We start from the raw sequence: 14119 nt of genomic DNA, 5'->3' as shown, positions 1-14119 counted from the left end.
GGGGCCGACCGGGTCGCCCGGGGTCTCGGCTCAGAAGCCGCCGTGCCCCAGGTGCGCCAGCGCCTGCTGGAGCAGCGCGCCGTGGCCCCCGGCCATCTCCGCCTGCAGACCGGTCTCGCCGGCCTCCTCCGGCGTGAGCCACGCGAGGTCGAGGGCATCCTGCTGGGGGGCGCAGTCACCGCGCACCGGCACGATGAAGCTCAACGCGACCGCGTGCTGCCGTGGGTCGTGGAAGGGCGTGATGCCCGGCGTCGGGAAGAACTCCGCGACGGTGAAGGGGACGGGTGAGGCCGGGACGGAGGGCAGTGCCATCGGACCCAGGTCCTTCTCCAGGTGCCGCACGAGGGCATCGCGCACCCGCTCGTGGTAGTTGACCCGCCCGGCGATGAGCTCACGATCCATCGTCCCCGTGTCCGAGGCCCGCAGGAGCAGTCCGACGCGGGTCACCGAGCCGTTGTCCGCCACCCGCACGGGGACGGCGGCCACGTAGAGGATCGGCACCCGCCCGCGGATGTTGTCCAGGTCCTCGCGGCTGAGCCACGCTTCATGTCGGTCGAGGTCCGTCGGCATGGCGCCATCCTCGCAGACGCTGCTCAGTCAGCCGCGAACGAGGCCCGTCGGGCGGCCCGGCGCAGGGCACCGAGCACGGGACGCCCGGTGAGCGCGATGAGCGCGACGTTCGTCAGGGAGCGGCCGATGTCCCAGCCCAGGGAGGTCGCGAGGGAGAAGGTCAAGAACCGGGTGAGGTTCTCGGTGACCGGGGCGCCCGCGACGAAGGACAGCGACTCCTCGCCCTGGACGGTGAACGGCCAGAAGGAGAAGTTCAGTGCGACGCCGTAGAGCAGACCGGTCACCGCGCCGTAGGTGCACAGCAGCGCGATCTCGGTGACCCCCTTCGCCCGCGGCAGCAGACCGGCCCCGAGACCGACCCAGGCGGCCGCGAGCATCTGGAAGGGCAGCCACGGGCCGACGCCGGCGGTGATCAGGGCGCTCGAGGCGAGTGTCGTCGCGCCGAGGACGAAGCCGAAGCCCGGGCCGAAGACGCGGCCGGCGAGGATGAGCAGGAAGAACACCGTCTCCAGACCGGCGGTACCCGCCCCCAGCGGTCGCAGTGCCGCACCCACGGCGGACAGCACCCCGAGCATCGCCACGGCCTTGGTGTCCAGCCCCCCGTCACTGACCTCGGCGAGGACGACGGCGAGCACGCCGATGAGGATCGCGGCGAAGACGAGCGGGGCGTCGCCGGAGTGCGACAGGCCGGTTGCGGGGGAGATGAACAGCGGCCAGAAGAAGGCGAACAGTCCGGCGACGCTGGTCACTCCGATCGCGGCAACCGCCCGGGGACGCAGCTGGACGGCGGTCGCCCTCACGGGGCCGCCCCGGGGGCGAGCGAGGCCCGGACGGCCGCCACGGTCAGCAGGGACGTCGGGGCGAGGACCTTGGCCACCTGGGGCGCGAAGGCGGGGGAGGAGACGATCACCTCGGCCGTGGGGCCCTCGGCGATGACCTCCCCGTCGGCCATGATGACCACCCGGTTGGCCGCCTCGGCGACGAACTCGACGTCGTGCGTCGCCAGCAGGACGGTGTGTCCTCGGGCGACGAGGGCACGCAGGGCCCGGTCCAGTGCGCGCTTGGCGGAGTAGTCCAGACCCCGGGTGGGCTCGTCGAGGAGGAGCACCGGTGGGTCGGCCGTCAGCTGCACCGCGAGCACCAGGGAGAGTCGCTGGCCCTCGGACAGGTCACGCGGGTGCGTCCCGGGTGAGATGCCCGGAGCGATGTCCGCCAGCAGGGCCGCGCAGCCACCCGGCGCGATGTCGGCGTCGGCGTCCGCCCGCGCACACTCCGCGCCGACCGTCTCGAGGTAGAGCAGGTCGCCCGGGGTCTGTGGCACGAGGCCGACGACGGTGCGTCGGGCGGCGGGTGCCAGGACGGCCGGGTCCACGGTCCCCTCAGGGGTGGCGACCGCGACGCTTCCGGCGGACCTCGTGCCGGATCCCTGGAGCGCCCACAGCAGCGAGGACTTCCCGGCGCCGTTGCGTCCCATCACGGCGGTGACCGTGCCGGGCCGCAGGGCCAGGTCGACGTCGTCGACGGCGACCAGTCGACCGTGGCGGACGCTCACCCCCGTCGCCTCGAGGCCGCCGGGGCGCTGCGTCGGTGCCGTCGGGGTCGGTGCCTGCGTCAGCCGTCGGCGAAGGGGGCCGGCCGCCCGTCGGGCATCGCGCACCGACAGCGGCAGCGGGGCCCACCCGGCCCACCGGCCGAGCTCGACGACCGGTGGGGCGACGGTCGAGGTGATCATGATCTGCTCGGGCGTGCCGTGCTCGACGCGTCCCTCGGCGACGTGGATGACCGAGTCGGCGTGGTGGATGACCCGCTCGATGCGGTGCTCGGCCACGACCACGGTCGTGGACAGGTCGTGCACGAGCCGGGAGATCGCGGCGAGGACGTCCTCGGCGGCGGTCGGGTCCAGCGCGGAGGTCGGCTCGTCGAGCACGATGACCCGGGGGTGCTGGGTGAGCACGGACCCGATGGCGACACGCTGCTGCTGACCGCCGGAGAGATCGCGGAGCGGGACGTCGCGCAGGTCGGCGATGTCCATGACGTCCAGGGCCTCCTCGACTCGGCGTCGCATCGTCGCCGGCGCCAGACCGAGCTGCTCCATGCCGTACGCGAGCTCCGCCTCGACGGTCTCGGTGACGAAGCCGGCGAGCGGGTCCTGCCCGACGACGCCGACGACGTCGGCGAGGTCACGGGGGAGGTGGGTGCGGGTGTCCCGGTCGGCGACGAGCACACGGCCGGCCAGGTGGCCGCCGGTGAAGTGGGGGACGAGGCCGTTGATCGCGCCGAGCAAGGACGACTTGCCCGAGCCGGTGCGGCCGACGACGAGGGCGAGTTCCCCCTCGTCGATGGTCAGGTCGACGTGGGAGAGCGCCGGGGTGGCGCTGCCGTCGTAGGTGAGCGTCACGTCCTCGAGGACGACGGCGGGGTCGGGGGCCCAGTTCATGGTCGGCTCCCTTCGATCTCTCGGTGGCGGACCGGATCGGCACCAGCACGTCGGCTGCGGTCACGCTGCCGGCCCAGCGGGGGAGGCGGGGTGAGGATGCCGGGAAGCGTCGCCACGAGCAGCCCGACGGTGAGGATCCACGGCAGCGGGGGAGGAGCGATGGGAGTGAGCGGCATGCTCAGCGCAGCCGGCTCGAGGCTGGCGCTGGCGAAGGCCGCGACCGCGGCGATGACCCCGCACGCGGCGGTGAGGGTCTCCGCGGCACGCCACGGGGACGGCCGGTACACCGTGCGTGTCACGGCGGTGGACCCGCTGGCCAGTCCGAGGGCGCCGAGGGCCACCCCGACGAGGAGCAGGGGCAGACCGAGCCAGCCGGGACTCGTCGCGTCGAGTAGGCCGTAGCTGCCGACGGTCATGGCGAGCAGGCCCCCGAGAGCGAGGCTCCCGGTGACCCGGTGGCGTGCGGGCGAGGTGGCGTTGCGCCGTCCGTACCCGCGCGAGTCCATCGAGGCCGCGAGGGCCATGGACCGCTCGAGGGTGTCCTCCAGGACCGGCATGGCCACCCGCCGGAAGGCCCTGAGTCCCCGTGCCCCGTCGCCGCGCAGCAACCGGGCCCGGTGGACACGGCGCACCGACTCGACCAGCTGGGGCGCGACGCTGATCGCCACGACGATCGCGGTGCCGATCTCCTGCAGCGCCCCCGGCAGGGAGGCCAGCAGACGCTTGGGGTCGGCCAGGGCGTTGGCTGCTCCGATGCACAGGATCATCGTCGCCAGACGCATGCCCTCGAAGATCGCCGCGAGCAGGCCCTCGAGCTTGACGTCGCCGAGCAGGTTGATGCCGGCGGCCCAGTCAGGCAGCTCGATGAGCGGCAGCGGCAGGACCGTGACCTCCCCCCACTTCAGGCCGACGAGCACGTGCAGCACGATCCGCAAGCCGATGATGAAGGCCCCGAGGACGGCGTAGAGCTTGAAGGCGCGCGCCCAGGGGGAGTCGCTGCGGCGCGAGACGACGACGAAGGTCACCGCGCCGGCCGCGATGAGCAGCACGAGCGGGTTGGTCGTCTGGGAGACCGCCACCGCGAGCCCGATGGCCCAGAGCCACCAGGCCCCCGGGTGGATCGCTCGCGGAGTCGAGGAGAGCACGAAGGCAGGTCAGTCCTGCCGACGCCGTGCCATGACGACGGCGCCACCGCCGAGGGCGACGAGCAGGCCACCACCGATGGCGGTCGGGACGAGCGCGCTGCTGCCGTCGTCGGAGTCGGAGCCAGCGGCCGTCGGCGTGGCCCCGTCATCCGAACTGGTCACTGACGGCGAGGAGGCGCTGCTCGAACTGGTGGAGGTCGAGGACTTCTTGTTCTTCTCGTCCTTCGTGTCCTGCCTGGTCTTCTCCTTGGACTTCTCGACCTTCTCTGCCTCCTTGGCGGACGCGGACGTGTTGCCGGAGGCGGACGTGTTGGCGGACGAGGACTCCTTGGCGGGGCTCGTGGCGTCCCCGTCGTCCGACGATCCGGCCGTGGACCGACCCGTCGACGTGCTCTTTCGGGTCGTGTCCGCACTGTCCTGCCCGGTCGTAGCGCCGGAGCCGCCGGTTCGCGGGGTCGAGTTCGATCTCGGAGCCGAGGACGTCGTGCTGGCCGTCGGCTTCGGTGTGGGCTTCGCGGTCGGTGCGGCGACCGTGGGCGGTGGGGTGCCGGGTGCACCGCCGGCGCCGAGGCTCGCCCCGACGACGCTGCCCGGCGCGGGGTCGTAGGAGTAGAAGCCCCGGTTGGAGTAGGTCCACGACCCCCCAGCGGGCGCGTGGTGCAAGGACCAGTAGTTGTTCGTCGGAGGCATCCGTCGGCACGAGGTCTCCGGAGCGCCGTTGATCTGGCAGACGGCGGCACTGTTCGGAGGCGCCACGCGGGTGATGGCAAAGCCAGCCTGCTCGATCGCGGCCCCGGCCGACGATGGATCGCCCGGGGCGCACCGCACCTGGCTGGAGCCACCGAAGTCGACGACGACCGTCACCCCGCTCGTGCCGCTGCATCCGGCCGCCTGGGCGGGTGCGGCCGCGGCCAGGCCGCCCCCCGCGAGGAGGACGGCCGTGCCGAGTCGGGCGATGGCGCGCTGCATCAGTGCTGCGAGGCGGTGCGGCGTCGGACGAGGACGACCAGGGCCGCGGTCAGGCCACCCGCGCCGAGCGCGAGCAGAAGGTTGGGCGTGCTCGCGACGGCGCCGTCGGTCTGGACGACCTCGGGTCGCTCCGGGCCGGTCGTCGTGGTCCCGTCGTCGTTGGTGTCCGTGCCGGTCGTGTCGTCGGTGGGCCCGGTCGCCTCGTCCGTGGGCTCGGTCGCCCCGTCGCCCGGCTCGGTGGTCTCGTCGCCCGGTTCGGTGGACCGGCACTCGAGCGTCGGCGTGGCGCCCGTCTGACCCGCGGCGGTGACGGTCGCGTAGGACTCGTCTGTCTGACCGAGCACCGCCTGGGCGGTGGTGCGGGTGATGGTCCCGTCCGGCTGCGCGTCGGCGCCCTTGGCCGTGGCGGCCTCGAAGTCGGCCCGGTTGTAAGCGATGCCCCCGACCACGGCCGGGGTGTCACAGCCGAAGGTCACGGACTCGACGTAGTCCAGCGCTCGGGCACGGGCATCGGCGCGCCCGGCGAGCCGGAAGGCGACCGCAGCCAACCCGGTGCTGTTGGCGTTGGCGCCCTCGGTGGTCTCGCCGCCACCGACGCCACCGGTCGCCGCCTGGCGGCTCGCGAGGTAGTCAGTGGCCGACTGGACCGCCGTGTCGTGGCCACCGACGGTGTGCAGGGCCTGCACCGCCATCGAGGTCGCGTCGGGGTCGGAGGTGCACGCCTCGTCGCCCGTCTCGTCGGGGTTGTCGTAGGTGAGCCGGAAGCCCCCGTCGTCGCACTGCTGCTCGAGCAGGAACCCCACGGAGGCAGTGGAGGGGTTGACGCCGTCCGCGCGCTCGAGGCCGATGAGCGCGAAGGACTGACCGAGGGTGTTGGAGTAGTCGCCGTACTCCGACTGGTCGGCGAACTGGCCGTTCTCCTCCTCCAGCGACTGGAGCTTGGTGACGAGGTCGACGCCGTTGACGGTGCGCGGATCCAGACCGCGAGCGGTGGCGAAGGTCAGCAGCTTGGCGGTCGCAGCCGAGTACACCTCGTCCTCGGAGCCGATGTAGGTGGCGGAATTCGCGAGGACGTAGTCGCTCGCCGCGGCAGCGGAGTCGCCACCGGAGCCGGCGGCGGTCATCCCCAGGATGGCGTCGATCGTCAGGCCGAGGTCGTCGAAGGACTGGCCGCCGGACTCGGTCACGAGTCGGTCGCCGCCATCGGCGAGCCGCTCGGCGAGATAGGCGACGGAGTCGTCCGGGGCGGCGGCGGACGCCGCCGGAGCCACGGCCAGACCCACGACGCCGAGGGAGGCGGTGAGGGCCAGGGTGGGGAGTGAACGCATGATTGGCGACCTTTCGGGTCGGACCGGTGGTCTGGACCCGGACGCGGTGCGCGTCGGGCTCGACCCGCTGTCCTCGACGGGTTGTGGTGGAGCCTCGCGTCACGACAGGTGGTCCGGCTCGCCGATGGTGGCTCACGGTTGCGGGTCAGCGCCGGAATCACACCGGCTTCCCCAGTCGCGCGCGACTGCCTCCCGGCAGTGCTGTGACCATGGTACCCGGTACCCGCCGACCGGTCCCCGTGCCTGCCCTACACTGGGTGCCCACAGGCGTTCGAGCCGTCATCAGCGGCGAGCCTTCCGGAAGAACGAGTGCCGGCGGCACTTCACTAGACCCGGACGCGTGGTCACGTCACGACCGATCGACCAAGAGCGGTCTCCTCCCTTCGCCCGAAGGGGGTGGACAAGCGGGGTGGTACCGCGGTGGCCTGCACGCACAGGCCGTCGTCCTCGTGGCACTGACCACGACGAGCACCCCGGAGCCGCCGCGATGACCTACCCCAGGGTCTCCACCACCGACGCGACCACCGTCGCCTCCTCCCCGTCCTTCCCGGACATCGAGCAGCACGTGCTCAGGTACTGGGAGGACGACGGCACGTTCCAGGCCTCGATCGACCAGCGCGATCCCGGCACGGACGGGACGAACGAGTTCGTCTTCTACGACGGGCCCCCCTTCGCCAACGGCCTGCCGCACTACGGCCACCTGCTCACCGGCTACGTCAAGGACGTCGTCCCGCGCTACCAGACCATGCGCGGCAAGCGCGTCGAGCGGCGCTTCGGCTGGGACACCCACGGCCTGCCGGCCGAGCTCGAGGCGATGAAGCAACTCGGCCTGAAGACCACGGACGAGATCCGCGAGCTCGGCATCGAGAAGTTCAACGCGGCCTGCCGCGAGTCGGTCCTGAAGTACACCGGTGAGTGGCGCGACTACGTCACCCGCCAGGCGCGCTGGGTCGACTTCGACAACGACTACAAGACGCTCAACCCCGGCTTCATGGAGTCGGTCATCTGGGCCTTCAAGTCGATGTACGACAAGGGCCTGGTCTACGAGGGCTTCCGCGTGCTGCCGTACTGCTGGCAGGACGAGACCCCGCTGTCCAACCACGAGCTGCGGATGGACGACGAGGTCTACCAGCAGCGCCAGGACCCCTCGGTCACGGTCGGTCTGACGATGGACACCACCGGCGAGGACCCGGTGCTCGATGGTGCCCGTCTCCTGGTGTGGACCACGACCCCGTGGACCCTGCCCAGTCACCTCGCGGTCATGGTCGGCTCCGAGATCGACTACGTCGTCGTCGAGGCCCCGGTCCCGGGCGCCGAGGGCGCGAGCGCGAAGTACGTCCTGGCCGAGGCGCGGCTGGGCGCCTACGCCCGAGAGCTCGGCGAGGAGCCCGCCGTCCTCGGGCGCTACTGCGGGGCCCAGCTCGTCGGTCGCACCTACACCCCGCCGATGTCGTACTACGCCGGTCACGAGAACGCCTTCCGGGTCGTTGCGGCCGACGACGCCGTGACGACCACGGACGGCTCCGGGCTCGTGCACACCGCCGGCGCCTTCGGTGAGGTCGACAAGGAGGTCACCGATCGCGAGGGCATCGAGGCGGTCATGCCCGTGGGCAAGGACGGCGCCTTCACCGCACCGGTCACCGACTACGCCGGCCTGCTCGTCTTCGACGCCAACGGGCCGATCATCGATGCGCTCAAGGCGACCACGCGCGGGGAGCAGGCCGACTCGGTCAGCCCCGGCACGATCCTGCTGCGCCGCGAGTCCTACGAGCACTCCTACCCGCACTGCTGGCGCTGCCGCCAGCCCCTGATCTACAAGGGGGTCGAGTCCTGGTTCGTCGAGGTCACGGCGATCAAGGACAGGATGCTCGTCAACAACGAGCAGATCACCTGGGTGCCCGAGCACGTCAAGCACGGTCAGTTCGGCCGGTGGCTGGAGAACGCCCGCGACTGGTCGATCACCCGCAACCGCTTCTGGGGCAGCCCGGTCCCGGTGTGGAAGTCCGATGACCCGGCGTACCCGCGTCTGGACGTCTACGGCTCGTTCGAGGAGATCGAGCGTGACTTCGGCCGGCTGCCGGTGGACTCCGATGGCGAGCCCGACCTGCACCGGCCCTTCGTCGACGACCTCACGCGTCCCAACCCGGATGACCCGACCGGCAGGAGCACGATGCGCCGCGTCGAGGACGTGCTGGACGTGTGGTTCGACTCGGGCTCGATGAGCTACGCCCAGGTGCACTACCCCTTCGAGAACGCGGAGTGGTTCGAGCACCACTTCCCGGGCGACTTCATCGTCGAGTACATCGGCCAGACCCGCGGCTGGTTCTACACCCTGCACATCTTGGCAACCGCCATCTTCGACCGGCCCGCCTTCTCCTCGGTCGTCAGCCACGGCATCGTCCTGGGCAACGACGGGCAGAAGATGTCCAAGTCGCTGCAGAACTACCCGGACGTCAATGAGGTCTTCGACCGTGACGGCGCCGACGCGATGCGCTGGTTCCTCATGTCCAGCCCGATCCTGCGCGGCGGCAACCTCGTCGTCACGGAACAGGGCATCCGCGAGGGTGTGCGCCAGGTCCTGATCCCGCTGTGGAACAGCTACTCGTTCTTCTCCCTCTACGCCAATGCCCTGGGTGGTGGCTACGAGGCGGCCTGGTCGACCGAGTCGAGAGATCCCTTGGACCGCTACCTGCTGGCGAAGCTGCGCGAGTTCGTCGAGGAGACGACGGCCCGCCTGGACGAGTACGACATCGCCGGTGCCTGTGACACCACCCGCTCCTTCACCGATGTCCTGACCAACTGGTACATCCGGCGCAGCCGCGAGCGGTTCTGGGCCACCGGGGAGTCCGGCGAGGACGCCGTCACCGACGCGCAGCGCGCCTGCGACACCCTCTACACGGCCCTGGAGGTGCTCTGCCGGGTCTCCGCCCCCCTTCTCCCGCTGACGACCGAGGAGATCTGGCGCGGCCTGACGGGGGAGCGCTCGGTGCACCTCGCCGACTGGCCGGACGCCCACCAGCTGCCCGCCGACCACGAACTCGTGCAGGCCATGGACGCGGCGCGGGAGGTCTGCTCGTCGGCGAGCGCGCTGCGCAAGTCGAACAAGCTGCGCAACCGCCTGCCCCTGCGCGACCTGACCGTCGTCGTCCCGGACGCGGCGGCGCTCGCCGACTTCGGTGCGATCGTCGCCGACGAGGTCAACGTGCGCCAGGTCAGCCTGCTGGACATCACCGACCCGGCCGCGCAGGAGTTCGGCGTCAGTCAGAGGTTGACCGTCATCGCCCGGGCCGCCGGACCGCGCTTGGGCAAACAGGTGCAGGTGGCGATCAAGGGCTCGAAGTCGGGGGACTGGTCGGTCGCCGAGGACGGCACCGTCACCTCCGGCGGGATCGAGCTGGTGGAGGGCGAGTACACGCTCGAGACCGTCGCGGCCGATGACGAAGGCAGTCAGCGCGCCACCGCGATGCTGCCCGGCTCCATCGGTGGCTTCATCGTCCTGGACACCGAGGTCACCGACGAGCTGGCCGCCGAGGGCCTGGCCCGCGACGTCATCCGCGCCGTCCAGCAGGCCCGCCGCGACGCGGGCCTGGAGGTCTCTGACCGGATCAGCCTGACGATCACGGGTAGCCAGCCGGTGTGGGAGGCGGTGGCCAGGCACCAGAACCTCGTCGTCGAGGAGACACTCGCGAGCCAGTTCGGCTCCGCGCCGACCCTCGAGGCGCTGCCCCTGGCGGACGACGTCGTCGAGGCCGACCTGTCCGGCAGCGAGAGGGTGCGGATCAAGGTGAGCACGCTCTGAGTGGCCGGGCACGACTTGTGACAATGGCCGGATGATCAACGGCGCGTTGTGGGTGCTCGGGTGCCAGCTCGTGGGCGAGGTGGTGGTCCGTTGGCTCGGCCTGCCCGTGCCCGGCCCGGTGCTGGGCATGGTGCTGCTCTTCGGGGTGCTGTCGGTGCGCCGACCCGGTCCGCAGTCGGGGACCCTGCGCGTGGCCGACGGTCTGCTGCGCCACCTGCAGCTGCTCTTCGTCCCGGTGACGGTCGGGATCATGGTGCACGCGGGCACGATCCGGCAGGAATGGCTCCCGGTGACCGGTGGACTGGTCCTCTCGTGGACGGCCGGGCTGGCGACCGTGGCCGGCCTGGCGACGCTGCTCGTGCGCCGGCGCGGCACATCCGGGGAGACCGCACCCGGGGACGCGTCGTGAGCGCGGCCCTGGAGTACCTGCGGACGTCGCCGCTGACGTGGATCGTCGTCACGCTCCTCACCTACCGTGCCGGGGTGTGGCTGCGGGATCGCACCGGCGGCCACCCCCTGGCCCAGCCGGTCTTCATCGCCGCCGGACTCGTCATGGCACTGCTCGCCGCCGTGGATCTCGACTACGAGACCTACATGGAGGGTGGGCTGCTCATCCACGTGCTGCTCGGCCCGGCAACGGTGGCTCTGGCGGTCCCGCTCCACCGCCAGGCGCACCACCTCAAGGAGATGCTCGTGCCGCTCCTGGTGGCCCTGCCCGTCGGCACGCTCGTCTCGATCGGCTCGGCGGTGCTGACGGTCCGGGCGCTGGGCGGGGACCGGGCGCTCGAGCTGACCGTGGCCCCGAAGTCGGCGACGACCCCGGTGGCGATCGGGATCGCCGAGCAGATCGGTGGCGTGCCGGCGCTGGTCGCGGTCTTCACGATGCTCGCCGGGCTGCTCGGTGCGGTTGTCGGGCCCGGCCTCCTCGACCGGCTGCGCATTCGGGACCACCGCGTGCGAGGGCTGGCCCTGGGCGCCGTCTCGCACGGGGTCGGCACGTCGCGGGCCCTGCACGACCATCCCACGGAGGGTGCCTTCGCCGGACTGTCGATGGGGCTGACGGCGTTGCTCACGAGTCTGCTCGTTCCCGTGGTCATCGCCCTGCTGTGACGGGAGGCGAAGGGGGCCGGCGACTGAACCGGCCCCCTTCGCCGTGGTGCTCAGGCAGTGGGCTCCATGGGGCTGCCGGTCTCGAGGACCGACTTGAGGCCGGAGAGGACCCACGGCCAGCCACCGCCACCGGCACCCATCGGGTCGGGGTTGCCGGCGACCTGAGCGGCGGTTTGCGGTCGACCGGTCAGCTCGTGGGTCAGCGTGAGGCGGGTGGCCCCGTCAGCGGTGGGCTCGATGTCCCAGGTGAGCGTGCCCGGCTCCTCGTCCTCGATCCACACCGGGCCCCACGTCTGTACGAGGCGGCGGGGTGGGTCGGACTCGAGGACCTCGCCGGTGACGACGACCTCGGGCATGCCCATGGAGAGCATCTCCTGGCTCGCTCGGTGCTCGAAGTGGCCGCCCCGCTCGAGGTCGTAGGAGACGTCGCCGGTGTAGCCGTAGAGCCGGCTGAACTCCGGTGTGGTGATCGCCTCCCAGACCCTCTCGGGGGTGGCGTCGATGAAGATGCGGTGAATCTGTGTCTCGCTCATGACTCGTCCTCCAGTGCTCTCTTGAGGTCCAGCAGCGCGGAGGCCCGCACTGCCGTGTACTTGTCGATCCAGCGGTCATGGATCGCCTGGATGGGGACGGCATTGAGGAAGTGCCGCTTGCTCCGCCCCTGCTTGCGGGGAAGGACGAGGTTCGCTTCCTCGAGCAGCTTCAGGTGCTTGGCCACCCCGAACCTCGTCATCTCCGCGTGCTCGCGCACGACCTCCTCGAGCTCGGACTGGGTGCGCCCGTTCTGCTCGAAGAGCGCGTCCAGCAGCAGTCGGCGGGTGGGATCCGCCAGCGCCTTGAACACGAGGTCGTCATCGGTCACGACAGGAACAATAGGTGACCATAAGGTCACGTGTCAACGGTCTACTCTCGGGGCCATGGACACGACGCTGCACCACGTGGACGGACTGCTGGACCTGCCGCCGGAAGGCACGGGCACCCGGCCCGGGGTGAAGAAGGCGCTGGTGGGTCACGGCGCCCGGGTGGTGATGTTCCGTTTCGCCGCCGGACAGGTGCTCGCCGAGCACACTGCTGCCTTCCCGATCCTCGTCCAGTGCCTCTCCGGCACCGTCGAGTTCGTCGCGGGGGAGCAGACGGTGGCGCTGTCCCCGGGAGCGGTCGCCAACCTCGACACGCGTGTCCCGCACGAGGTGCGCGCCGTGACCGACGCGCTCTTCCAGCTCGTCATGCTCGACCCGGCGGCCGCGCCCTGACGCCTGCCGCAGGGCTGCGACAATCATCCCCATGAGCCCAGCCCCCGATGCCCAGCAGCGACAGGCCGCCGACGAGCTCGAGCTGCGCAAGCGGATGCGTGAGGTCGAGGACGGGATCCTCGCCCGCGCGCCCGAGCACGACCTCCAGCCCAGCCTCGACCGCATCCGGGCGGTGATGGACCTGCTCGGGGAGCCGCAGCGTGCGCTGCCCGCCATCCACATCACCGGCACCAACGGCAAGACCTCGACCGCGCGGATCATCGAGTCGATCCTGCGCGAGTCCGGCCTCAAGACCGGCCGTTTCACCTCCCCGCACCTGCAGGACATCCGAGAGCGCATCACCATCGGGGGCGAGTTGATCACCCGTGCCGCCTTCCTCGACGCGTGGTCGGACATCGCCCCCTTCGTCGACGCCGTGGACACCCGCTCCGTCGCCGAGGACGGTCCACGGATGACCTACTTCGAGGTCCTCGTCGCGCTTGCCTACACCGCCTTCGCGGATGCCCCGGTCGACGTCGCGATCGTCGAGGTCGGTATGGGCGGGTCCTGGGACGCGACCAACGTCGTCGAGGCCGAGGTCGCCGTCATCACCCCCATCGGGATCGACCACCAGCACTTCCTCGGCGACTCGATCCAGGACATCGCCCACGAGAAGGCCGGGATCATCCACCCCGACGCCATCGCGGTCTCGGCGCCGCAGGACCCGGACGTCGCCGAGATCCTCGCCGACCGGGCGGAGGAGGTCGGCGCCCGGCTCGCCGTCGCCGGCATCGACTTCGGGGTGCTCGAGCGCGACGTCGCCGTCGGCGGGCAGATGGTCTCCCTCCGAGGCCTCGCCGGCGACCACCGGGACCTGCTGCTCCACCTCCACGGGGCGCACCAGGCAGGCAACGCCGCACTCGCCGTCGCGGCCGTCGAGGCCTTCCTCGGCGGGGGTGAGCAGCCGCTGGCCGAGGAGGTGCTCGCCCCCGGTCTTGCCGCAGCCACCTCGCCCGGTCGCCTGGAGATCGTGCGTCGCAGCCCCACGGTCATCGTCGACGCCGCCCACAACCCGCACGGGGCGGCCGTGCTCGCCGAGGCGCTGAAGGACTCCTTCACCTTCGGTCGACTCGTCGGTGTGCTTTCGATCCTCACCGACAAGGACGTCGTCGGGATCCTCGAGGCCCTCGAGCCGGCACTGGACGAGGTCGTCATCACCCGCAGCACGTCACCGCGGGCGATGCGCCCCTCCCGCCTCGGCGAGCTCGCCGCGGAGGTCTTCGGTGACCACCGCGTCACCGTCATCGACGAGCTGCCCGACGCCTTGGACCATGCCGCGCAGCTGGCGGACGAAGGGGGCGTGTCCGGCGGCGTCGTCGCCACCGGTTCGATCGTCACGGTCGGTGAGGTGCGCCTGCTCCTCGGGCTGACCGAGGTCGAGATGCCGGTGAAGCAGCCGGAGGTCCAGCCGCTCGAGCTCCCGGACGAGGACTGACCGGTGCGGCCGACGACGGTGCGCGACATACCCT

At 71.4% G+C, this 14119-nt stretch carries 13 protein-coding genes and 1 riboswitch; of the genes, 5 read left to right on the top strand and 8 right to left on the bottom strand.

Going from position 1 to position 14119, the window contains the following annotated elements:
* Positions 1-30: 30 nt before the first annotated feature.
* The 6 genes from V1351_RS10575 to V1351_RS10550 are packed head-to-tail and all read right to left on the bottom strand — an operon-like array spanning position 31 to position 6449.
* The gene (locus V1351_RS10575; RefSeq protein ID WP_338748111.1) at positions 31-570 is read right to left on the bottom strand and encodes an NUDIX hydrolase family protein; all 540 of its coding nucleotides are present in this window, start codon (positions 568-570) and stop codon (positions 31-33) included.
* A gap of 23 nt (positions 571-593) precedes the next feature.
* Complete coding sequence (locus V1351_RS10570; protein ID WP_338748110.1) at positions 594-1370, bottom strand: ECF transporter S component; 777 nt, start codon at positions 1368-1370, stop codon at positions 594-596.
* Entirely contained in the window at positions 1367-3007 is a 1641-nt protein-coding gene (locus V1351_RS10565) for an ABC transporter ATP-binding protein (protein ID WP_338748109.1), read from the bottom strand. Before V1351_RS10565 ends, V1351_RS10570 begins: the two co-directional genes overlap by 4 nt.
* Positions 3004-4152, bottom strand: coding sequence for an energy-coupling factor transporter transmembrane component T (locus V1351_RS10560; protein WP_338748108.1), 1149 nt, complete (start codon positions 4150-4152; stop codon positions 3004-3006). The genes V1351_RS10565 and V1351_RS10560 overlap by 4 nt, the downstream gene beginning before the upstream one ends.
* Positions 4153-4161: 9 nt before the next feature.
* Positions 4162-5121, bottom strand: a complete 960-nt coding sequence (locus V1351_RS10555) for a hypothetical protein (RefSeq protein ID WP_338748107.1) — start codon at positions 5119-5121, stop codon at positions 4162-4164.
* Positions 5121-6449: a hypothetical protein gene (locus tag V1351_RS10550; protein ID WP_338748106.1), complete on the bottom strand. Its 1329-nt coding sequence runs from the start codon at positions 6447-6449 to the stop codon at positions 5121-5123. The genes V1351_RS10555 and V1351_RS10550 overlap by 1 nt, the downstream gene beginning before the upstream one ends.
* A gap of 86 nt (positions 6450-6535) precedes the next feature.
* A riboswitch (cobalamin riboswitch) is annotated at positions 6536-6670 on the bottom strand.
* Positions 6671-6936: 266 nt separating this feature from the next.
* Here V1351_RS10550 and ileS point away from each other — a divergent pair.
* The 3 genes from ileS to V1351_RS10535 are packed head-to-tail and all read left to right on the top strand — an operon-like array spanning position 6937 to position 11358.
* On the top strand, positions 6937-10248 hold the full coding sequence (gene ileS / locus V1351_RS10545; RefSeq protein WP_338748105.1) for an isoleucine--tRNA ligase: 3312 nt from the start codon (positions 6937-6939) through the stop codon (positions 10246-10248).
* Positions 10249-10279: 31 nt separating this feature from the next.
* Positions 10280-10657 carry a CidA/LrgA family protein gene (locus V1351_RS10540; protein WP_338748104.1) on the top strand — a complete coding sequence of 126 codons (378 nt, stop codon included), beginning with the start codon at positions 10280-10282 and terminating at the stop codon, positions 10655-10657.
* Positions 10654-11358, top strand: coding sequence for an LrgB family protein (locus tag V1351_RS10535; protein WP_338748103.1), 705 nt, complete (start codon positions 10654-10656; stop codon positions 11356-11358). Before V1351_RS10540 ends, V1351_RS10535 begins: the two co-directional genes overlap by 4 nt.
* A gap of 50 nt (positions 11359-11408) precedes the next feature.
* Here the strand turns inward: V1351_RS10535 and V1351_RS10530 are convergent, their stop codons facing one another.
* Both V1351_RS10530 and V1351_RS10525 read right to left on the bottom strand, forming a co-directional pair.
* Positions 11409-11891, bottom strand: a complete 483-nt coding sequence (locus tag V1351_RS10530; protein WP_338748102.1) for an SRPBCC domain-containing protein — start codon at positions 11889-11891, stop codon at positions 11409-11411.
* Complete coding sequence (locus V1351_RS10525) at positions 11888-12220, bottom strand: ArsR/SmtB family transcription factor (RefSeq protein WP_338748101.1); 333 nt, start codon at positions 12218-12220, stop codon at positions 11888-11890. Before V1351_RS10525 ends, V1351_RS10530 begins: the two co-directional genes overlap by 4 nt.
* Before the next feature lie 55 nt (positions 12221-12275).
* On the opposite strand from V1351_RS10525, the gene V1351_RS10520 reads away from it, so the two are divergent.
* Complete coding sequence (locus V1351_RS10520; protein WP_338748100.1) at positions 12276-12611, top strand: cupin domain-containing protein; 336 nt, start codon at positions 12276-12278, stop codon at positions 12609-12611.
* Between the two features lie 31 nt (positions 12612-12642).
* Positions 12643-14085: a bifunctional folylpolyglutamate synthase/dihydrofolate synthase gene (locus V1351_RS10515; RefSeq protein ID WP_338748099.1), complete on the top strand. Its 1443-nt coding sequence runs from the start codon at positions 12643-12645 to the stop codon at positions 14083-14085.
* Positions 14086-14119: the final 34 nt, after the last annotated feature.

It is taken from the genome of Janibacter sp. A1S7 (assembly GCF_037198315.1).
In the GTDB taxonomy this organism is placed as follows: domain Bacteria; phylum Actinomycetota; class Actinomycetes; order Actinomycetales; family Dermatophilaceae; genus Janibacter; species Janibacter alittae.
The sequence above is the reverse complement of the archived record's forward strand: the minus strand, read 5'-3'. Positions and strand labels throughout refer to the sequence as shown.